The 21,185-nt window shown below is 71.1% G+C and carries 18 protein-coding genes; 9 read left to right on the top strand and 9 right to left on the bottom strand.

The window, feature by feature from the left end; genetic code table 11:
• Positions 1-265: 265 nt before the first annotated feature.
• Positions 266-2,017: a murein biosynthesis integral membrane protein MurJ gene (gene murJ / locus FXF52_RS03335; protein ID WP_148793756.1), complete on the bottom strand. Its 1,752-nt coding sequence runs from the start codon at positions 2,015-2,017 to the stop codon at positions 266-268.
• Positions 2,018-2,146: 129 nt separating this feature from the next.
• Between murJ and FXF52_RS03330 the strand changes: the two genes are divergently transcribed.
• Positions 2,147-3,607 carry a CCA tRNA nucleotidyltransferase gene (locus FXF52_RS03330; RefSeq protein ID WP_148793755.1) on the top strand — a complete coding sequence of 487 codons (1,461 nt, stop codon included), beginning with the start codon at positions 2,147-2,149 and terminating at the stop codon, positions 3,605-3,607.
• A gap of 88 nt (positions 3,608-3,695) precedes the next feature.
• Here FXF52_RS03330 and FXF52_RS03325 read toward each other — a convergent pair whose 3' ends face one another.
• From FXF52_RS03325 to FXF52_RS03310, 4 genes are read right to left on the bottom strand one after another with little or no spacing between them, the layout of a single operon-like run.
• Positions 3,696-5,204 carry a flotillin family protein gene (locus FXF52_RS03325; protein ID WP_148793754.1) on the bottom strand — a complete coding sequence of 503 codons (1,509 nt, stop codon included), beginning with the start codon at positions 5,202-5,204 and terminating at the stop codon, positions 3,696-3,698.
• 27 nt (positions 5,205-5,231) lie between these two features.
• A complete protein-coding gene (locus tag FXF52_RS03320) occupies positions 5,232-5,753 on the bottom strand; it encodes an NfeD family protein (RefSeq protein ID WP_255471740.1) in 522 nt (173 codons plus the stop codon).
• Positions 5,754-5,792: 39 nt separating this feature from the next.
• Positions 5,793-6,893, bottom strand: coding sequence for a PD40 domain-containing protein (locus FXF52_RS03315; RefSeq protein ID WP_148793752.1), 1,101 nt, complete (start codon positions 6,891-6,893; stop codon positions 5,793-5,795).
• Positions 6,890-7,411, bottom strand: a complete 522-nt coding sequence (locus tag FXF52_RS03310; protein WP_148793751.1) for a SigE family RNA polymerase sigma factor — start codon at positions 7,409-7,411, stop codon at positions 6,890-6,892. Before FXF52_RS03310 ends, FXF52_RS03315 begins: the two co-directional genes overlap by 4 nt.
• 70 nt (positions 7,412-7,481) lie before the next feature.
• Here FXF52_RS03310 and FXF52_RS03305 point away from each other — a divergent pair, with 70 nt between their 5' ends.
• Positions 7,482-7,961 carry a methylated-DNA--[protein]-cysteine S-methyltransferase gene (locus FXF52_RS03305; protein WP_148793750.1) on the top strand — a complete coding sequence of 160 codons (480 nt, stop codon included), beginning with the start codon at positions 7,482-7,484 and terminating at the stop codon, positions 7,959-7,961.
• An 83-nt stretch (positions 7,962-8,044) separates the two neighbouring features.
• Here FXF52_RS03305 and FXF52_RS03300 read toward each other — a convergent pair whose 3' ends face one another.
• Positions 8,045-9,124: an inositol-3-phosphate synthase gene (locus tag FXF52_RS03300; protein ID WP_148793749.1), complete on the bottom strand. Its 1,080-nt coding sequence runs from the start codon at positions 9,122-9,124 to the stop codon at positions 8,045-8,047.
• Positions 9,125-9,148: 24 nt separating this feature from the next.
• On the bottom strand, positions 9,149-9,787 hold the full coding sequence (locus tag FXF52_RS03295; RefSeq protein WP_148793748.1) for a PadR family transcriptional regulator: 639 nt from the start codon (positions 9,785-9,787) through the stop codon (positions 9,149-9,151).
• Between the two features lie 174 nt (positions 9,788-9,961).
• Here FXF52_RS03295 and FXF52_RS03290 point away from each other — a divergent pair, with 174 nt between their 5' ends.
• The 3 genes from FXF52_RS03290 to FXF52_RS03280 all read left to right on the top strand — a co-directional run bounded on the left by FXF52_RS03290 (position 9,962) and on the right by FXF52_RS03280 (position 15,112).
• Positions 9,962-10,426 (top strand): DUF5318 domain-containing protein, encoded by a 465-nt coding sequence (locus tag FXF52_RS03290; RefSeq protein WP_148793747.1) that lies wholly within the window; start codon positions 9,962-9,964, stop codon positions 10,424-10,426.
• Between the two features lie 194 nt (positions 10,427-10,620).
• Positions 10,621-13,461 carry a transglycosylase domain-containing protein gene (locus FXF52_RS03285; protein ID WP_148793746.1) on the top strand — a complete coding sequence of 947 codons (2,841 nt, stop codon included), beginning with the start codon at positions 10,621-10,623 and terminating at the stop codon, positions 13,459-13,461.
• A gap of 118 nt (positions 13,462-13,579) precedes the next feature.
• Positions 13,580-15,112 carry a glycosyltransferase family 87 protein gene (locus FXF52_RS03280; protein ID WP_148793745.1) on the top strand — a complete coding sequence of 511 codons (1,533 nt, stop codon included), beginning with the start codon at positions 13,580-13,582 and terminating at the stop codon, positions 15,110-15,112.
• A gap of 255 nt (positions 15,113-15,367) precedes the next feature.
• Here FXF52_RS03280 and FXF52_RS03275 read toward each other — a convergent pair whose 3' ends face one another.
• Both FXF52_RS03275 and FXF52_RS03270 read right to left on the bottom strand, forming a co-directional pair.
• Complete coding sequence (locus FXF52_RS03275) at positions 15,368-17,419, bottom strand: hypothetical protein (RefSeq protein ID WP_255471739.1); 2,052 nt, start codon at positions 17,417-17,419, stop codon at positions 15,368-15,370.
• A gap of 236 nt (positions 17,420-17,655) precedes the next feature.
• Positions 17,656-18,438, bottom strand: coding sequence for a deoxyribonuclease IV (locus tag FXF52_RS03270; RefSeq protein ID WP_148793744.1), 783 nt, complete (start codon positions 18,436-18,438; stop codon positions 17,656-17,658).
• Positions 18,439-19,105: 667 nt separating this feature from the next.
• On the opposite strand from FXF52_RS03270, the gene rpsF reads away from it, so the two are divergent.
• From rpsF to rplI, 4 genes are all read left to right on the top strand, one after another.
• Entirely contained in the window at positions 19,106-19,396 is a 291-nt protein-coding gene (rpsF, locus tag FXF52_RS03265; protein WP_046563719.1) for a 30S ribosomal protein S6, read from the top strand.
• Between the two features lie 80 nt (positions 19,397-19,476).
• A complete protein-coding gene (locus FXF52_RS03260) occupies positions 19,477-20,004 on the top strand; it encodes a single-stranded DNA-binding protein (protein ID WP_187413307.1) in 528 nt (175 codons plus the stop codon).
• A gap of 41 nt (positions 20,005-20,045) precedes the next feature.
• On the top strand, positions 20,046-20,285 hold the full coding sequence (rpsR, locus tag FXF52_RS03255; protein WP_013289355.1) for a 30S ribosomal protein S18: 240 nt from the start codon (positions 20,046-20,048) through the stop codon (positions 20,283-20,285).
• A gap of 14 nt (positions 20,286-20,299) precedes the next feature.
• Positions 20,300-20,746 carry a 50S ribosomal protein L9 gene (gene rplI / locus FXF52_RS03250; protein WP_148793742.1) on the top strand — a complete coding sequence of 149 codons (447 nt, stop codon included), beginning with the start codon at positions 20,300-20,302 and terminating at the stop codon, positions 20,744-20,746.
• Positions 20,747-21,185 lie beyond the last annotated feature (439 nt).

Raw genomic sequence — 21,185 nt, 5'->3', positions numbered from 1 at the left:
CGGAGCGATCCGGCCGGGTCATTTCCGGCGTTGGCACACCCACCAGCCAATCTAGAGGTTGGCAACAACTCGTCGGCGCAGGGGCGCGCGGTGGCCGGCCCCGCGACGCCTCGGCGGATTCCCCTGGTCGGGAGGGTCACCCTCATCCTTACGGTTGGTTGTCCACAGGCTGACCGGCCTACTGGGCCGCGAAATCCCGAGTTATCCACAGCCGTATCCCCAGGCTGGTGATCCTCGTTCACCGTCCGTCGTCGAGGGGGCCGGGTCAGCGGCCGAGGCGGCGGCGGACCATCCCGACCACCTCGGTGATCTCGCCGATCCGCAGGGCCATGGCCAGCCCGAGGTACGTTGCGCCGATCACGGCGCCGCCGATCACCAGCCGGACCGCGGCGGCCAGCCAGCTCAGGTGCCCCGGGTCGCCGGGGAGCAGCCTGACCACCAGCAGGCCGACCAGGGCCGCGCCCAGCGCGGCGACGAGCACCCGGCCCATGGTCCGCATGATCTCGCCCAGCCCGATCCGGCCCACCCGGGGCCGCAGCAGCAAAGCCGAGATCACTGCCGCCGCCACGTACGAGATCGCGTTGCCGAGCATCATGCCGGCCGCCGCGAAGGTGGTCGAGAAGGCGAGGAAGAGGCCGATCTGGAGGAGCACCCGCAGCGCCACCACCGGGATGTTGACCAGGGCCGGCGTCTTGGTGTCCGGCAGCGCGTAGAAGGCGAAGGTGAAGAGCTGGCTGATCGAGAAGGGCACCAGGCCGGCCGCCGCCACCAGCAGCACGGTCGAGAGGGCCACCGCGTCCTTGCCGGTGAACGCGCCGTACCGGAAGATCACGACCGAGAGCGGGCCGGCCAGCACCGCGTAGCAGACCGCGACCGGGGCGAGGACGGCGGTGACCATCCGGGTGCCCCGGGACAGATCGGCGGTGACGTCGCGGAACCGGCCTTCACCGGCGGCGGCGCTCATCCGCGGCATCAGCGCGGTGATGATCGAGACGGCGATGATGCCGTGCGCCATCATCAGCAGCAGGAAGACGCCGTTGTAGATGAACAGGCCGGCCTGGGTCTTCTGGCTGTCTTCACCGGCGGCCCGGGTGAGCAGGTTGACCACCACGAAGAGGCCGAGCTGGTTGACCCCGACGTAGCAGAACATCCAGGCACCGAGCCGGGCCAGCTCGCGCAGGCCCAGTTCGCGGAAGTCGAACCGCCACTTCCACCGGAAGCCGACCTTGCGCAGCGCCGGCAGGAGGCCGGCTGATTGGACCGCCACGCCGAGCAGGGTGCCGCCGCCGACCAGCAGGATCCGACCAGGGGTCATCTGCGCCGGCTGCAGCGCCTTGGCGCCGTACACGCCGATGTACAGGCCGAGGACGCCGATCACCACCAGGTTGTTCAGGATCGGCGCCCACATGGGTGCGGCGAAGTGCCCCCGGGTGTTCAACACGGCGGCGATCAGCGCGCTGACCCCCGTGAAGAAGAGCATCGGCAGCATCAGGTAGGACAGGTCGTTGACCAGCCCCTTGTATGCGGCGTCCTTGCCGGCGGCGTAGATCGCGGTGAGCACCGGCGCCGAGACCACCGCCAGCAGCGCCGCGGCGGCCAACGTGAGCACCGCGAGGGTGAGCAGCCGCTGCGCGTACGCCTCGCCCCGGTCGGGGTCGATCTTGCGGCGCCGGACCAGCACCGGGATCAGCACGCTGGTGAGCACGCCGCCGAGCAGGAACTCGTACACCTGGTTCGGCAGGAACTGGGCGGTGGTGTAGACGTCGCCGACCGCGTTGCCGAGGGCGGCACCGATCATCAGGTTGCGGACGAAGCCCGTACCCCGGCTGACCAGGCTGCCGATCGCCATCACCGCGCTGTTGGCCGCGGCGCTGGTCTCGGCGACCACCTCCTGCGGTGGCGCGGTGGCCTCCACGCCCGGCTGGTTCAGCGGCTCGGCGGAGATGAAGGTGGCACCGTCGTCCGGCGGCTGGCCGCCGCCGTGCGCGTTCGCGCTGCGGTACAGCCCGCCGCTCATCTCCAGCCTCCAAGGGGTACGTCGGAGCCGGACCACCGGGCCCGCACGCCCATGACCTTAGTCAACCTCGACCGCTTACCCACGCCCGGCGCATTAGGTGCCGTCCCCGCCCGATAGGCTGGCGATCCCATGTCCGAAGCCTCCGCCTCCCACGCCGCTGACCGTCGCGAGCTGACCGCCGCGCAGCGTAACGCCGTCGCCGAACTGCTCCGCGTCTCACCGGTCGCCGACGAGCTCGGCCGACGGTTCGCCAGGGCCGGTCACGAACTGCACCTGGTGGGCGGCTCGGTCCGGGACGCGCTGCTCGGCCGCCTCGGCGAGGATCTCGACTTCTGCACCGACGCCCTCCCGGACCAGACGCTCGCCATCGTCCGCGGCTGGGCCGAGTCGATCTGGGAGACCGGGCGGGAGTTCGGCACCATCGGCTGCCAGCGCGCCGGGCTCCGCCTGGAGATCACCACCTTCCGTGCGGAGGCGTACGACCAGGTCAGCCGGAACCCGATCGTCGAGTACGGCACCAATCTGGTCGACGACCTCAAGCGCCGGGACTTCACGATCAACGCGATGGCGGTCAGCGTCCCCGACCACCGGTTCACCGACCCGTACGGCGGGTTGGCCGACCTGGCCGCGAAGATCATCCGTACTCCCGGCACGCCCCGGGAGTCGTTCGGCGACGACCCGCTGCGGATGCTGCGCGCGGCCCGGTTCGCCGCCCAGCTCCGCTTCGCCGTCCACCCGGACGTCCGCGAGGCGATGACCCGGATGGCCGCCGACCTGGACCGGATCACCGCCGAGCGGATCCGCGACGAGTTCAGCAAGCTGCTCTGCGGCGCGGACCCGATCACCGGGCTGCGGCTGCTGGTCGACACCGGGCTGGCCGACCGGTTCATTCCCGAGCTCTCCAGCCTGAAGCTGGAGATCGACGAGCACGCCCAGCACAAGGACGTCTACGAGCACACCCTGACCGTGGTCAGCAACGCGATGGCGCTGGAAGAGGGCGGCTGCGACTTCGTACTCCGGATGGCCGCGCTGATGCACGACGTCGGCAAGCCGGCCACCAAGGCGGTCGGCCCGGATGGCCGGGTCAGCTTCCACCACCACGAGGTGGTCGGTGCCCGGCTGACCAAGGCCCGGATGAAGGCCCTGCGCTACCCCAAGGACGTCACCGCGCAGGTGGTCAAGCTGGTCGCGCTGCACCTGCGGTTCTACGGGTACGGCCGGGGCGAGTGGACCGACTCGGCGGTGCGCCGGTACGTCACCGACGCCGGCGACCTGCTGCCCCGCCTGCACAAGCTGACCCGGTCGGACGTCACCACCCGCAACCGGCGCAAGGCGGCCCAGCTCGCGGCCGACTACGACGCGCTGGAGGAGCGGATCGCCCGGATCGCCGCCGAGGAGGATCTGGCCCGGGTCCGCCCCGACCTGGACGGCAACGCGATCATGGAGCTGCTCGGCGTACCGCCGGGTCCGCTGGTCGGAAAGGCGTGGCAGCACCTCAAGGAGCTGCGCCTGGAGCGCGGCCCGCTGGACCGCGAGGAGGCCGAGGCGGAGCTGCTGCGGTGGGCCCGGGAGCAGGGCGTCCTCGACTGACAATGACGACGGCGCCCACCGGGTCCGGTGGGCGCCGTCGTTGCCGCGGTGTGGCGACCGGGCCCGCCGAGGGCCCGGCCGCCACCGGTCAGTGCTCCACCGCGCTGCTGTCCACCGCAGTCCGGCCGTTGGCCTGCGTACCGCCGCCGAGCCGGGCGAGCAGCCCGGCCAGGTCGATGCCGGTGAGGTCGCTGCCGAGCTGGAGGCCCTGGGCCACGTTGCCGGCCACCGACTTGGTCAGCGAGGACGCGCCGTCGGTGGAGATCACCGTCATCTTGTCGATCGCGCCGATCGGCGCGCTGGCCGCCTCGACCACCTGCGGCAGCACCTTGACCAGCAGGTCGAGCACGGCGGCCTCGCCGTACGCGGCGAACGCCTCGGCCTTGCGGCCCATCGCCTCCGCCTCCGCCTGCCCCTTGGCCAGGATGGCCGCGGCCTCCGCCTGGCCCTCCCGCTCGATCGCCTCGGCGATCGCGGAACGCCGCCGCTGCTCCGCCTCACCTTCCTTGGCGCCCTCGATCGCGTTCGCCTCGGCCAGCGCGGCCCGGCGGGCCCGCTCGCCCTCACCGGTGAGCCGGGCCTGCTCGGCGGCGGCCTGCGCGGCGGCGATGGTGGCCTGCCGCTGCGCGTCCGCGTGCAGCACCGCCGCGTTGCGGGCCGCCTCGGCCTCCTGCTCGACCTTGTAGCGGGCCGCGTCGGCCGGCTTGCGCACCTCGGTGTCGAGCTGGCGCTGCTTCAGCTCCGCGTTCCGCTCGGCGACCTTCTGCTGCTCGGAGAGGATCGCCTGGTCCCGCTCGGCCTGGGCGAGCGGGCCGGCCGCCGCCGACTTCGCCTTGGCGGCGTCGATCTCGGCCTGGATGCCGGCCTGCTTGAGCGCGAGGTTCCGGTTCGCCTCGGCGATCGCCTCCTCGGCGAGCAGCCGCTCCTGCTCGGCCTGCTGCCGGGCCCGGGCCTCGGCGATGGCGGCGTCCTTGAGCACCCGGGCCGCCTCCGGCCGACCCAGGTCCTGCAGGTACGACCCTTCGGCCAGGATGTCCTGGAGCTGGAAGGTGTCCAGCACCAGGCCCTGGTTGGTCATCGAGTGCTCGGCCTCCTCGGCCACGGCGCTGGCGAACGCCGCCCGGTCCCGGATGATCTCCTCGACGGTGAGCCGCCCGACGATCGAGCGGAGGGCACCGGCCAGCACCTCCCGGGTGAAGTTGTCGATCTCGTCCTGCTGGTGCAGGAAGCGCTGGGCGGCGGCGCGGATCGCGTCCTCGGTGCCGCCGACCTTGACGATGGCGACGCCGTGCAGGTCGGTCCGGATGCCCTGCTTGCTCACCGCGCCCTTGATGCCGACGTCGATCCGGCGGCTGGACAGGTCGAGGGACTGGAGCTTCTGCACCACCGGCAGGACGAAGACCGAGGCGCCGAGCACGACCTTCTGCCCGGACATGTCGGTGGAGCGTCCGCCGTCGGCGGTCTGGGTGGTCCGACCCTTGCGGCCGGTGACGATGAACGCCTCGTTCGGGCCGGCCACCTTGATCCGGGAGAGCACGAAGAGGATGAGGAGGACGGCGAGGAGAACCGCGCCGCCGATGGCGACGAGCAGGAGCATGGGACTTCCCGTCTCTGCGATGGGGGTTTAGTAGGTCTCGACGTGCACGCTGGTCTCGCTCAGCGCCTCGACCACGAAGATCCGGGCGCCGACCGGGAGTGGCTGGTCGGCGCGGGCGTTGAGCTTGACCGGTTGGCCGGCGAGGCGTACCCGGACCTCGCCGTAGCCGCCGGCGGGGACCGGGGTCACCACCAGGCCGATCGCGCCGACCAGGTGGTCCCGGGTCGGCGTGGGGTCCGTGCGCATGTTCCGGGCCGCGCGGCTGAGCCGGGCCGCCAGCCACCCGGTGGGCACGGCGGCGAACACGCCGCCGCCCACCGCCGCCGCGATCATCCCGGGGGTACGCCCGCCGAGCAACTCGTTGACGATGGCGGCGCCGAAGCCGAACGCGCCGATGAACCCGGCGACCGCCTCCAGCGACACCGGACCGTCGACGTCCGGATGGCCGAAGGTGAACAGCTCGGTGCCGAGCAGGGCGAGCGCCAGCACGCCGACCCCGACTCCACCGATGATCAGGAAGATGAGCGTCCCCGTGGCCACGACCTGCACGGTATCGATGCCGCGCAAGGTCGTCGGCTGTCCGAACGCTCAGCTCGGCGCAACGGTCAGCTCAAGATCGACCAGCTGTTTCGGCAGTGGTTGACGGACCAGCTCCCGGCCGGTGGGGTCGGCGAGCACGAAGTCCCGCGATCCGTTCGGCCGCCGGTAGAGCAGCCGGTCGGCGGAGACCCAGGCCACGTCGGCGGACGGCAGCGGATTCACCACCCGGCCGGTCGCGGTTTCGACCAGCAGCGGTGCGTCCTGCCCTTGGACGACCACGAGCTTCCCGTCCGGTGACCAGGCATCCGGGCCGACCGGCGCGCCCGGCATGGTGACGAAGCGGGTGGGGCGGCCGTCGTCGGCCGAGAAGACCTGTACGCCCTTCGCGAGATCCCGCGGCGCGCTCTCCGGCGCCCGGCGGGCGGTCAGGGTCAGCCCCACCTCCCGGCCGTTCCGCAACCAGGTGAATTCGCAGAAGTTGGTACAGCCCAGCCAGCCAGTCACGTGGGCCTGTTTGGTGCCGTCCGTCTCCAGCACGATGAAACCGAAGTGGTCGACCTGCCTGGTGGTGAACAGCAGTCGCCGGCCGTCCGGCGACCACTGCAGGCCGGCCAGCGCCCGGCCCACCTCGTACCACCGGGTCTTGCCGCTCACCAGGTCGACCAGGCCCACGTCGCGGGGCCGGTCCTTCTCGGTGACGGCGACCAGGGAACCGGTCGGCGCGGGGAAGATCCCGTCGTAGCGGTCGGTCTGGAGGTACCGCCCGCGGCCCCGGTCGAGGAGAAATCCCTTGCCCGAACCAGCTCGGGTGCCCGCCCGGGTGACCACCCAGTCGCCGGGCAGCACCAGCGGCTTCGTCACCCAGTCCGGGCCGGGGGTGGGTCGGATCGGTGGTGACGGGGTGGCCGTCACGGGCGGCGTGGCGGGTGGCCCCGCGGGTCGCGCGGCCGGTTCCGGCCGGAGCAGCACGAACGGCAGCGTCACGGCGACGACCGCCAGCAGGGCCGCCCCGGCCGCGGTGGCCCGCCCCCGGCGACGCAGCCGGCGACCCCGGCGCAGCGCCGCGGCGGCCAGGTCGGGCGACGGCCGTACCCCGTCGGCGAGGTCGTGCACGACCGCCCGCAGCGTCGCGTCCAGGGCCCGGCTCATCGCGTCACCTCCGTACGGCTCGGTAGCTCGTCCAGCCCCGGCACCAGTTGGCGCAGCCGGGCCAGCGCCTTGGCGGACTGGCTGGCCACCGTGCCGGCCCGGCAGCCGAGGAGCGCCGCGGTCTGCTCGACGCTGAGGTCTTCCAGGTAGCGCAGGGTCAGCACGGCCCGCTGCCGGGGTGGCAGCGCCCGCAGCGCGTCCCGCAGCAGCAGCCGCAGGTCGGTGTCGTCGCCGCTGTCGCCCACCGCGGCCCGCTCCGGCAGCTCCGCGACCGGGACCTCGGAGCGCCGCGAGCGGCGCCGCCAGCCGGAGACCTGGTCGTGGTAGAGGATCCTTTTCACGTACGGCTCGGCGTCGCCCCGGATCCGCGGCCAGCGCGCGTACGCCTTGGCCAGCGCGTTCTGCAGCAGGTCCTCCGCCGCGTGCTGGTTCCCGGCGAGCGCGTACGCGACGCGCAGCAGGGCGGCCCCCCGTTCGTTGACGAACGCGGTGAACTCCCCGTCGGTCACCTCGGCCACCGCCCACCTCCGTACCTCAGACGCACGGGGTGCGGAGAACTTTGCCCGACCGGGCGACAGAATGGGGGGCATGCGTTGGACCGTGCTCGACTCACCGATCGGGGAGTTCTCCGTCGCCACCGACGGCGAGGCCGTCCGCGGGGCGCACTTCGGCCGGGTGGAGTCGGCGACCGACCGGCCCGGCGACGAGTTGGCCGCTCGGGCGCTGGCCGAGCTGCGCGCGTACTTCGCCGGTGAGCTGATCGAGTTCACCGTGCCGGTGGTGGCACCCCGGGGGTCGGAGTTCGAGCGCGCGGTGTGGCGGGAGATGACCCTCATCCCGTATGGGGAGACGCGGACCTACGGCGAGGTGGCGAAGGCGGTCGGGGACCCGGGCGGGGCCCGCGCGGTCGGGGTGGCCTGCAACCGCAACCCGGTTCCGGTGATCGTGCCCTGTCACCGGATCGTCGGCGCGGGCGGCAAGTTGGTCGGCTTCGGCGGCGGCCTGCCGCGCAAGGTGACCCTGCTGGAGCTGGAGGCGGGCGTGGCGCTGCGACGCGCCTGGTCCTGACGTACCCCCGGCCGGTGGGCCGGGACGCGCGGAGGGCCGGGTCCGTGCGGACCCGGCCCTCGACGGTGCGGTGGTTCAGCGCGTCAGCGCTCGACCTCGCCCTTGATGAACGCCTCGACGGCGGCGTGCGCCTCGTGGTCGGCGTACTGCTTCGGCGGGGACTTCATGAAGTACGAGGAGGCGGAGAGGATCGGGCCACCGATCTTCCGGTCCAGCGCGATCTTCGCGGCCCGGACGGCGTCGATGATGACACCGGCCGAGTTCGGCGAGTCCCACACCTCGAGCTTGAGCTCGGCGTTGAGCGGGGCGTCACCGAAGGAGCGGCCCTCCAGGCGGATGTACGCCCACTTGCGGTCGTCGAGCCACGGCACGTGGTCCGACGGGCCGATGTGCACGTCGCTCTTGGCCATCTCGTGCGGGATCTGGGAGGTCACCGACTGGGTCTTCGAGATCTTCTTCGAGACCAGGCGGTTGCGCTCCAGCATGTTCATGAAGTCCATGTTGCCGCCGAAGTTGAGCTGGTACGTGCGCAGCAGCTCGACCCCGCGGTCCTCGAACAGCTTGGCCAGGGCGCGGTGCACGATGGTGGCACCCACCTGGCTCTTGATGTCGTCGCCGACGATCGGCAGGCCGGCGTCGGAGAACTTCTTCGCCCACACCGGGTCGGAGGCGATGAAGACCGGCAGGGCGTTCACGAACGCGCAGCCCGCGTCGATCGCGGCCTGGGCGTAGAACTTGTCGGCCTCCTCGGAGCCCACCGGCAGGTAGGAGACGACCACGTCGACCTGCGCGTCGCGCAGCGCCTGGGCCACGTCGACCGGCTCGGCGTCCGACTCCTCGATGATCTCCCGGTAGTACTGGCCGAGACCGTCGAAGGTCGGGCCACGCTGCACGGTCACGCCGGTCGGCGCCACGTCACACAGCTTGATGGTGTTGTTCTCGCTGGCGACGATCGCCTCGGCGAGGTCCATGCCCACCTTCTTGGCGTCCACGTCGAACGCCGCGACGAACTTCACGTCGGAGACGTGGTAGTCGCCGAAGGTGACGTGCATGAGACCCGGGACGCGGTCGGTCGGGTCGGCGTTGCGGTAGTACTCCACGCCCTGCACGAGGGACGAGGCGCAGTTACCCACGCCGACGATGGCGACGCGGACGGAGCCCATAGCGTCTGCCTCCTTCTTCTTTCATCACGGCCGCTCTTTCCTGGACTCTCCAGGCGGGGGCGGGCTGTCGTTTTCTCGTCGGCCGCCGGCCGTCCCGGGTTGCGGGACCGTCGGGGCTCGGCCGGAGCGCTCGTTGGCGATGAGCTCCTCCAGCCAGCGGACCTCGCGCTCACAGGCCTCCAGGCCGTGACGCTGCAGCTCCAGGGTGTAGGCGTCGAGTCGCTCGGCTGCCCGGCCGAGCACGTCACGAAGGCCTTCGCGACGCTCCTCGATCCTGCGACGACGACCTTCCAGGATCCGGAGCCGGGTGGCCTGGTCGGTCCGGGCGAAGAACGCGAAGTGCACGCCGAAGCCCGTGTCGTCGTACGTCTCGGGTCCAGCCTGCGCTATGAGCTGGGCAAAGCGTTCCTTGCCCTCCGCCGTAATGGTGTAGACCACCCGACCACGTCGGCTGGTCAGCGCGGGAACCTCCTCGGCGGTCGCGGGTGTCTCGGCGGCTTCGGTGATCCAGCCCGCCGCCTGCAGCCGGCGCAGGGTCGGGTAGAGCGAGCCGTAGCTGATCGCCGCCCGGATGGCGCCGAGCTTGGCGGCCAACTCCTTGCGCAGCTCATAGCCGTGCATTGGAGCCTCCTGCAGGAGGCCGAGGATGGCTAGCTCGAGCATGGGCCACCCCTTCTTACCCCCGGCGCGGAGTCGTAACCGCCGCGATGTATCGGACCGATACATCGCACGTTAGCGGAGACGCATGATCAGGGCAAACCCTCGTTTACGCGGTGCTGCCGTCACGGATCGTGACGGTGGTCGCCTCGCCCGGCGGTGTCGCGTACCCTTTGCCGCATGCGTACGCAGCGCCAGGTCGTCGACTACTCGCTCCGGAAGCGAGCGGTGCTGCGTGACCTCCTCGCCAACCGGATCGGCACGTATGACGTCTGCGATGCCTCGCCGTACCTGAAAAACGCCGCCCGGTTCCATGGCGAGCCCACCGATGAGCGCTGCCCGATCTGCCGCCGCGAGAACCTCATTCACGTCCATTACATTTACGGAGACGAGCTCAAGCAGTCCGCCGGCCAGGCACGCAACCGGGCCGAGTTGTCGCTCCTGGCGATGACGCTGCGTGAGTTCCAGGTCTTCGTGGTGGAGGTCTGCCCCGGCTGCGACTGGAACCATCTCGTCGAGCAGTTCCTGCTCGGCCGGGACGGGCTGGCCGGCGGCACGGAGGACGGTTCGGAGCAGGAGGCGGTGCGCGGCTCGGCCGCGTCGACCGGCTCCACTCCTCGTCGAAGGCGAGAGGCGCAACGGTGAACCTGGCTGGTCAGGTCGCACCCGGCCCGATCCCCGGGCAGGGCGACCGACAGCTTTTAGGTCTAATTGGTCCGATTAGGTCGGATTCGACGACTGCGCCCCGGCACGCCCGGGGTGTAGCGTCTCGTGTTCCAGCTCACGGCAACCGGGTGGCGGCGCGTTCGTGCCCCACCGCGACCGGCAGGGTGTGAGGAATGAACTACGGCGATTCCAGTTCTTCGCGTGGGCGGGCCCAGATCCCGGGCCCGAGCGGTGACGCCGACTACGGCGGGAGCGCACACGGGAACGGCTGGTCATCCGGGTCGGAAGGCGGTGCCTCGGCCCGAGCCTCGGTGACGCCCCGGGGCTCCGCGTCCGGCGGGCGCGCCTCGGTCGGCGGCGTCGCCCCAACGCCGCGTGGCGCCGCTGGCTCGGCCTCGGTGGGCCGGGCCGGCGCGGGCCGCGCCTCGGTGCCGGTCTCGCCGGCCCCGGGTGGAGCCTCCGGCCGGGCCGGTGCCGGCCGCGCCTCCGTGCCGGTGTCCCCCGCTGGTCCAGCGGGACGCGCCTCTGTCGGCGCGGCCAGCGTGGGTACGGCCGGCCGGGCGAGCGTCGGCTCGGCGGCCGTCGGAGGCCGGGCCACGGTGGCCCGCGCCGGTGTGCCCGGCATGGCGGGCGGCGGTCCGGGAGGACCGGGCGGCCCGACCGGGCCCGGACGAGGCGGTCGGGGCGGCGACGACCCGGGCGCGCGGGCCCGGGCGAAGAAGCGCCGGCGGATCAACATGCTGATCGCCGGCTTCGCCGTCTTCATCATGCTCGCCGGCATCGGCGTCGTCGGCTTCACCTACTACTCGCAGAACGTGATCCTGCCCCAGGACACGCCCCCGCCGTTGTCCACCACGATCCAATACAGCAACGGCGACCTGATCGCCCGGGTCGGTGCGGAGAACCGCACCTTCGTCAACATCAAGGACGTTCCGGAGTACGTACAGAACGCGGTGGCCGCGGCCGAGGACCGGAACTTCTACCGGCACTCCGGCGTGGACTACAAGGGCATCGCGCGGGCCGCCTGGAACAACCTCACCGGCGGCGACAAGCAGGGTGCCTCGACCATCACCCAGCAGTACGCCCGCAATGCGTTCGACAACCTCAACCAGGACACGTACGCGCGCAAGGTGAAGGAGGCGATCCTCGCCTCCAAGCTGAACGACCGGTACTCCAAGCCGGAGATCATGCAGCACTACCTGAACGTGATCTACTTCGGCCGGGGCGCGTATGGCATCCAGGCGGCGGCGCAGACCTACTTCGGCAAGGACGTGTCGAAGCTGACCGTGGCGGAGGCGGCGGTGCTTGCCGCGCTGATCAAGCAGCCCGAGCCGAGCGCCACCCACCGGGGCTACGACCCGGCCGACAACCTGCAGGCCGCGAAGGACCGGTGGGACTACGTCATCCAGGGCATGATCACCGAGGGGTGGCTCGACGCGGCCGGCAAGCAGCCGCATCCCACTGAGTACCCGCTCAAGGCGTTGAAGCCGAAGCCGAAGAACGCCAGTGGGTTGACCAACGTGGGCAAGACCCCGAACGGCAACATCGTCAACTACGTCAAGAGTGAGCTGCGGGACCTCAAGCTCTGCACCGACGACGAGGCCGCGGCCACCCTGGAGAAGCCGCTCTGCAGCCAGGCGTTGCAGAAGGGCGGCTACCGGATCACGACGACCATCGACAAGAAGATGCAGGCGGCGGCGCTCGAGGCGGCCCAGCGCAAGTCGAAGGGATCGGAGCTCGACGGCCAGCCGACGAACCTGATGGCGGCAGTGGTGTCCATCGACCCGCAGAGCGGCGAGGTGCGCGCCTACTACGGCGGTGACGACGGCACGGGCACCGACTACGCCGGCAAGAACTACGATGACAGCGGCGCGGTCAGCGGCGGCCACTCGCCGGGATCGAGCTTCAAGATCTACACCCTCGCGGCGGCCCTCAAGGAGGGCATCTCCATCAAGTCGCGGTGGAAGGGCACGGCGTTCACCCCGGACGGGGTGGAGTTCAAGGTCAGTAACGCCGGCGCCGACAAGGTCTCCTGCGGCGACTCCTGCACGCTCGAACTCTCGACACTGAAGTCGCTGAACGTGCCGTTCTACTACATCACCGAGAAGATCGGCGCGGACAAGGTCCTCGACATGGCCAAGCGGGCCGGCGTCACGACCATGTGGCGTACCGACACCAACCCGGCGAAGGGGTACGACCTGACCAAGTCGGACCCGAAGGACCTGGCCCCGAACCCGTTCTTCAACGTCATCGGCTACGGCCAGTACCCGATCACCGTGTTGGACCACGCCAACGGCGTCGCCACCTTCGCCAACCAGGGCGTCTATCACAAGGCGCACTTCATCAGGAAGGTGGAGAGGCAGGATCAGACCGGCAAGTGGCGTCTGCTTTCGGGCCCGAGCAAGAAGGGTGAGCAGCGGATCCCCAAGGACATCGTCGCCGACGTGACCTCGGTGCTGGAGCAGTACCCGGCCAAGTCGTCGCACCGTCCGCTCGCCAATGGTCGGAAGGTCGCCGAGAAGACCGGTACCTGGGAACTCAACGCGAAGACCACTGATAACGGTGACGCCTGGATGATCGGTTACACGCCGCAGCTCGCCACCGCCGTCTGGGTCGGCAACGTCAAGGACCGGAAGGCGATCAAGACCAAGGGCGGCGCCAACATCAGCGGCGCCGGCATGCCCGGTGCGATCTTCCAGCGGTTCATGAACGACGCGCTGAAGGGCAAGGAGAAGAAGGACTTCCCGCCCGCCGCGAACGTCGGCAAGGACGACACCGGCAACGGCGAGATGCCGCCACCCCCGGCGCCGACCCAGCCGGGCTGCGACAACCCGCTCGGCCTGTTCTGCCCGAACGGCGGCGGCAACAACGGCGGCGGCAACAACGGCGGTGGCAACAATGGCGGTGGGAACACCGGGACGTGGCCGACCGACCCCCGCGGTCCGGGTGGCGGCGGCAACGGCGGCACCGGTGGTGGTCTTCTGCCGACCACGCCCCCGAGACAGACGTACTGACCGCAGCGCCCACGACGGCGGCTGGACCACTGGTCCGGCCGCCGTCGGCGTATCCGAGCACCGGAATTCTGCGGTCGAGGCGGGACGCGGAGCCCGACGTACGGCAGGATGCCTCTCCATGAGCACCCAGTCGACGGCAGGCATCGACGACACCGGGACCGTGGACCATCCGTCCCGCTCGGACGGCTTCGTCCGGGGCGCCTCTGAGCTGATCGGCGGCCCGTTGGGCGACCACGCCGCCGCCCTGGACCGGCCGGCGGGCGGGGAGCGGCGACTCTGGACCGCCGCCCGGATCGTGCTGGCCCTGGCCTGCCTGACACTGGCCCTGCACTGGGTGCAGAAGTCGCCCTGCCAGGACGGCGCCTGGCAGAACAACACGCAGTACACCCGGATGTGCTACACGGACGTGCTCGCCCTCTACTACGCCGAAGGGCTCAACGAGGGCAAGGTGCCCTACGCCGACCATCCGGTGGAGTACCCGGTGCTGACCGGCTACTTCATGGGTGCGCTGGGGCTGCCGGTGCACGCCCTCGGCGTGGACAACCCGGGCATCAACCAGGGGCAGTGGTTCTACAACCTCAACGCCCTGGTGCTCAGCGTGCTCGCCGTCGCCACCGTCGCGGTCATCCTCAGTCTGCGCCGACGACGACCGTGGGACGCGGCCATGTTCGCGCTCGCGCCCGCCCTGCTGCTCACCGCCACCGTCAACTGGGACCTGCTCGCCGTCGGGCTGGCCGCGTTCGGGCTGCTGGCCTGGGCGCGCACCCGCCCTGGCCGGACCGGCGCCCTGCTGGCCGTCCTGGCCGGGGTGCTGCTCGGGCTCGGCGGTGCGGCGAAGCTGTGGCCGCTGTTCATCCTCGGGCCGATCCTGGTGCTCGCGGTCCGCGCCGGCCGGATCTGGGCCGCCCTCCTGTCCGTCATCACGGCTGCGGTGACGGTGGTGTTGGTGAACCTGCCGGTGGCGATTCCCTACCGGGAGAGCTGGGGCCGGTTCTTCGAGCTGAACACCACCCGGCCGATCGACTGGGGCACCCTCTGGTACATCGGCCGGTATCTGGACGGCAAGGTGAGCCCGGCCGCACCCGGTGACCTAGGGCCCTTCGAGTGGCTGAACGCCCACGTCGCCACCCTCAACTGGGTGTCGTACCTGCTGTTCGGCCTGGCCTGCCTCGGGGTGGCCGCGCTGGCGTTGTTGGCCCCGCGCCGGCCCCGGCTCGCGCAGCTCGCCTTCCTGGTGGTCGCCGCCTTCCTGATCTTCAGCAAGGTCTGGTCGCAGCAGTTCGTGCTCTGGCTGCTGCCGCTCGCGGTGCTCGCCCGACCGCGCTGGGGGGCGTTCCTGGCCTGGCAGATCGCCGAGGTCTGCTACTTCGCCGCCTTCTACGGCGAGCTGCTCGGCACGGCCACCAGCCGGCCGGTCTTCCCCGAGGGCGTCTTCGTGCTGGCCGCCAGCCTGCGCCTCATCACCGTCGCGGTGCTCTGCGGCCTGGTGATCCGCGACATCCTGCGCCCCGAGCGGGACGCGGTCCGGGCCACCTACGCCGACGACCCCGACGGCGGCGTCCTCAACGGTGCCGAAGATGCCCGCTGGTACCTCCGCTGGCGCCACCGCCCCGCCACCACGGACCATCCCGCCAAACCCATCACCGCCTAACCCACAGACGGAGGAGCACCCAACCAGATCGAGCCGCCCCGAAGGCCCCCCGAACCGGAGGCTCAACCGACCCGAGTCGCCCCCCATGTCCAAGAATTAGGGGCGGCCTGCGTTGTCAGGTTTGCGGGGAGCCCAGCCGGCGGAGGGATCAAGCCTGACCGCCCGGAGCCGGCTGGGCTCCCCGCAAACCCCCCGCTGCGAACGAACAAGCAACCCCCGCTGTGAACAAGCAACCCCCGCCGCGCCCCAAACAGCTCAGAGGCGGAAGACGACAGCGTCACCAACCTCCGAGCGAGTCACCCCCAGCCCGTCGGAAGGCCGGTCGAGAAGCCCCTCCCACGGCGTACCGGCGAGCTGCCCGGGCAGCACGACCACGGTCTTCACCCCCAGCTCGCGCAGGTAGGCGATGCTGGGCTGGTCGGGGAAGCCGACGACAGCGTCGCGGACCCGGGCCTGGCTGTCCGGGGTGAAGCCGCTGCCGCCGTTGACCATCTCCTGGAACCGGGTGGTCGACCAGAGCATCACCGGCTGGTCCAGATTCTGGCTGCTGGGCAGGACCAGCAGCGGGCCGTCGACCGTACGCATCACGGCCGGCTGCACCGGCACGACCGGGTGCGGGGTGACGTTCAGCCCTTCCACGATCACCAGCAGCAGGGGCAGCAGGGTGGCCAGGCGCAGCCACGGCCCGGGCCACGGGGGGACCCGCTCGGCGGCCAGCTCGCGTACCCGGGCGCAGAACGCGGTGACCGCGCCCGCCGCGAGCAGGCCGAGCAGGAGCGTGGCCCAGAGCATCATCCGGCCCGGGGTGCGCAGCCCGTTCCAGCCTGGCAGGTAGTCGAACAGCGGCACGTAGCTGAACCGGCCGCCGAAGAACCGGGTGCCCATGGCCAGCGCCATCGTCACCAGCACCCCGGCGAGCAGGAAGAGCCGGTGCCGGACCCGCCAGACGGAGAAGAAGAGCCCGCCGGCGGCCAGGGCGTACAGCACGAAGCCGGGCAGCAGCGTCATCTCGGGGTGCCAGGGCAGCACGGCCCGCGCCCCCTCGTGCAGCGGACCCCAGATCCGCGACTCGGCCGGGGCGGTGAAGAACCCGCTCACCGGCGGCGAGTAGATCTCGATATCGGCGATCGTCCGGGCCGCGTTCGGGTGCTGCTGGGCGACCGTGAAGTACGGCACCGCCAGCAGCGCGCCCACCGCGGCGAAGAGCAACCCGCCGAGCGCGTCGGCGAGGATCAGTCGCCACCCGAACGGGCGCTTCACCGGCCGGACCACCCAGCGCCGGGCGAACCAGAGCAGGGCCGAGACCAGCACGATGCCGGCCAGCAGGTACGCGAACGGCAGCCCGATGCCGAAGCCCAGGCTGAGCTGCCACGCCGCCACCAGCCAGCCGGCGAACGCCCAGCCGGCGTGGCGGCGGTGCGGGCGGTAGCCGTACCGCAGGGACCAGCCGTGGCCGCGAGCGAGCATCGCCAGCGCCAGCGGGATGCCGCCGTTCGAGAGGATGTGCAGGTGCCCGGCCTGGGCGAGCAGCCACGGCGCGTACGTGTAGGCGGCACCGGCCACCGCGGCCCCGATCCGGCCGGCGCCCAACTGCCGGGCCAGCGCGTACGCCCCGAGCGTGGCGAGCGCGTGCGCCAGCACGAACATGATGTTGTAGCGCAGCACGGCGGCCTCGGGACCGTGACCGAGCATGCCGGCCGGGGCGTACCCGAGCAGGGTGTCGGAGAAGGCGAAGCTCCACGACTCGGGGAAGAAGCTGTTGGAGTGCCAGAGCTGCGCCGGGTTGGTCAGCAGGATGTGCCCGGACCAGGCCATCTGCCAGGCCTGGAGGCTCGGATCCCAGTAGTCCTGCGGCAGCGTGTAGCTCGGGTAGCGCAGCGTGGGCCAGGTCATCAGGACGGCCAGCACCAGCGAGGCGACGGTGGCCAGGGTCCACTCGTGGATCAGGAAGCGCCCCACCGCGCGGACCGCCCGGCGGGGCCGGGTGAGCACCGGGTCCGGTGCCGGGCCGAAGGCCGACCACGGATCCGCCGGTGCGGTAGCCGACTTGTCCTCGCCCTTCTTCCCGGCCGCGTCGGCGGCGGTGTCGCCGCGATCGGCCTTCCCGACCGGATCCTCGGCGGACTTCGCGGTCTCCTTCGGGTCGGCCCCGCCCTCGGCGGACTTCCCGGTGCCGGTCGCGTCGGTCTGCTGACCGTTCCCCGAAGCCCCGGCCGCGGCCGTCGTGCCGGCTCTGGACCCGGAGCGGCCCGGGCCGGCATCCGCGTCCGTGGCCGCCGGCGAGCCGGCAGCCACGCTGATGTCCATGGTGGCCGGGTCCTTCGTCGAGGTGGCGGCCTTTCCGTTGACCGGCTCCTTCGCCGCCGTAGCGGCTCTTCCGCCGGCCACCTTCGCCGCCGTGGGGGCGGTGTCCGCACCGGACTGCCGGACGACCGGCTCGGGGGCCGCCGCGGCGGGACCGTCCGGGTCGCTGCTGTCGGCGGACGGCCGCGGATCACTCCCGGCGGGGCGACCGCCGTCGGTGGTGTCGGACTGCTCCGTCGTCATGCCGCCTTGCCCAACTGCTCGCGCAGGAAGGCGATGTCCGCCGCCTGGCCTTCGGTCCCACCCGGGGTCTCCACGATGACCGGCGCGCCGGCCGCGCGGATGACCGCCATCACCAGCTCAGGGTCGATGGTGCCGCCGGTCAGGTTGTCGTGCCGGTCCTGCCCCGAATTGAAGGCGCCCTTGGAGTTGTTCGCGTGGATCAGGTCGATCCGGCCGGTGATCGCCTTGACCCGGTCCACCAGCCCGAGCAACTCCTCGCCCCCGGCGTACGCGTGGCAGGTGTCCAGGCAGAAGCCCACCTCGTAGTCGCCGAGCGCGTCCCAGAGCCGGGCCAGCGCGTCGAGGTGCCGGGCACAGGCATTGTCGCCGCCGGCGGTGTTCTCGATCAGGACCGGGAGCGGGAAGCCGCCGGAGTCCGCGGCGTACGCGAAGGTCTTGCGCCAGTTGTCGAAGCCGACGGCGAGGTCGTCGCCGGCGTTGACGTGGCCGCCGTGCACGATGAGGCCCTTGGCGCCGACGGCTGCCGCGGCGGCCGCGTGGCCGAGGAGCAGCTTGCGGCTGGGGATGCGGATCCGGTTGTTCAGGGTGGCCACGTTGATGACGTACGGCGCGTGGACGTAGAGGTCGACGCCCGCGTCGCGCAGCCGGTCGGCGTCCTCCCGGGGCTTCGGGGCCTTCCATCCCTGGGGGTCGGCGAGGAAGAACTGGACGGCGTCGGCGTCCCGGGCGGTCGCCTCGGCCAACGGGTCGGTCGGATCGACGTGGGCTCCGATTCGCATGCAGGGCAGCCTACGTCGCGCCCCCGACGTGCGGGGCGACCGCGGCGTGCCCGCGTACGGGCGGCGCCGTGCGCGGGCGGCGCCGCGCCGGCCGTCACCCGGCGGCCGGGCACTCGTTTTCCAGGTGGGATCGACGGTCGACCCTGCACCCGGGCCCGAATCCACAGCGGGCACGGGTGCAGGGAAGACCCCCGGAAACGGGACGCCCCGCCGTGCGGCCCGGCACGACGGGGCGGGATCCGACTCGTCAGACCCGACGACCGGACATCAGGTCGGTGGGGCAAATTCCTCCATTTCCCCCAAGAGGTGACGAGAGCCGTTGTATGGTCAGACCAGATGACAACACGATAAAGCTCCGCGGGGCGTCTTCGATCCAACCTCATCGGTGTGGTCGTTCCTCCCCAGGTCCCACCCAAGGAATGCGGACGGGACGCCCCGCGGCCCTGTGGACAGGGGTCCACCACCGGTACGCGACGCCGGCGGTGGACCCCTGTCGCCGCGTCCGGGCAGCGCGTACGACCGGCCCGGGCATGATCGTCCGGACCGGGTATCCTGGTCCGGTTGTCCGCGCTCGGCCGGGTCCCCCCGCTGCCGGTCACGGGCACGACGCACGACCTCCTGCCACGGAAGGACCGTGGCCGCTTAGCCCACAGGAGGTGAGCACGTCTTGCGTCATTACGAAGTCATGGTGATCCTCGACCCCAGCCTCGAGGAGCGCACCGTCGCCCCGTCGCTCGACACGTACCTGAACGTGATCCGGACCGCGGGTGGCTCGGTGGAGAAGACCGACGTGTGGGGCCGCCGGCGCCTCGCGTACGAGATCAACAAGAAGGCCGAGGGCATCTACGCCGTCATCGACCTCCAGGCGTCGCCGGAGGCCGTGGCTGAGCTGGACCGTCAGCTCCGACTCAACGAGTCGGTGCTGCGCACCAAGGTCATCCGCCCGGAGATGCGCTGAGCATCTAGACCCGGCACGTCCGGATCAAGCCTCATCGACGCTGTCGGAGGGCTCTGAGAGCCTGTAGGGCACAGAGATGAGTGCGCGAGGAGATGGTCATGGCAGGAGACACCACCATCACGGTCATCGGCAACCTGACCGATGACCCCGAGTTGCGGTTCACCCCCTCCGGGGCGGCGGTCGCCAAGTTCCGGGTCGCCTCGACGCCCCGCTTCATGGACAAGGCGTCCGGCGAGTGGAAGGACGGCGAGCCGCTGTTCCTCTCGTGCACGGTCTGGCGGCAGGCCGCCGAGAACGTCGCCGAGTCGCTGCAGCGCGGCGCCCGCGTGATCGTGTCCGGCCGGCTGCGTCAGCGGTCGTACGAGACCCGTGAGGGTGAGAAGCGCACCGTCATCGAGCTGGAGGTCGACGAGATCGGCCCATCGCTGCGCTACGCCACGGCGAAGGTGCAGAAGATGTCCCGCTCGGGCGGCGGAGGCGGCTTCGGTGGTGGTGGTGGTGGCCAGGGCGGCGGAGGCAACTTCGACGACCCCTGGGCCTCGGCTGCCCCGGCTCCCTCGCGCGGTGGTTCGGGCGGCGGAAACTTCGACGAGGAGCCCCCGTTCTAATGGCGCCGAGCGCCCGCGATCGCAAACCAGGAGCAAGAGCAATGGCCAAGGCTGCGGCACTGCGCAAGCCGAAGAAGAAGGTGAACCCGCTCGACAAGGACGGGATCACCTACATCGATTACAAGGACACCGCGCTGCTGCGCAAGTTCATCTCCGACCGCGGCAAGATCCGCGCTCGGCGAGTGACCGGCGTGACCTCGCAGCAGCAGCGGCAGATCGCCCGTGCGGTCAAGAACGCCCGCGAGATGGCGCTCCTGCCGTACACGGCCACGACCCGCTGAGAGGAGGCGCGGACATGAAGATCATCCTGACTCAGGAGGTGTCCGGCCTCGGCACTCCGGGCGACATCGTCGAGGTGAAGAACGGCTACGGCCGTAACTACCTGCTGCCGCAGGGCTTCGCGATCGCCTGGACCAAGGGCGCGGAGAAGCAGGTCACGGTCATCAAGCGGGCCCGCGCGGCCCGGGAGATCCGCGACCTCGACCACGCCAACGAGGTCAAGGCCCAGATCGAAGGCCTGAAGGTCAACCTGAAGGCCCGCGCCGGCGACGGCGGCCGGCTCTTCGGCTCGGTCACCCCGGCCGAGGTCGTCGAGGCCGTCAAGGCGGCCGGCGGTCCGAGCCTGGACCGCCGCCGGCTGGAACTGCCCGGTCACATCAAGTCGACCGGCTCCTACCCGGTGAGCATCAAGCTGCACCCCGAGGTGACCGCCAAGTTTAACCTGAACGTCACCCCGAGCTGACGCAGACAGCACGACGGAAGGGCCCGTACCGGGAGACCGGTGCGGGCCCTTCCGCATGTCCCTTCCGACAACTCCAGTTCGGCGCGTCTACGCCGCGCCGAACTGGATACGACCGGGAGTAGCTCGGCGGGCTCGGCCCACGAGACGATCGGCTGGCGCTCGCGCGGGCTGCCCTCCCCGCCTCCCCGTCCCGGTGTCTCGCGGCCGGAGCGTGGCGCTTCTCAACCGAAGGTGCAATCCGCCGTCCAGGTGTAGCCGTTCGCAGAGATGGTACGGGACGAACAGCGCGCAGGCTCGACCGGAAATCTGTCGTCCACAGGGTGTGGATTACATAACCGCAGGTCAGAGGCGTTCGGGCTGGAATTGCCCATCACTTGTCCACACCCTGCACACACGCTGCGCACATGTCCGTCCCCAAACGTCCACAGGTTGTCCCGAG

It is taken from the genome of Micromonospora sp. MP36, assembly GCF_008119785.1.
Classification (GTDB): Bacteria; Actinomycetota; Actinomycetes; order Mycobacteriales; family Micromonosporaceae; genus Micromonospora.
This window is presented reverse-complemented; position numbering and strand designations above follow the sequence as displayed.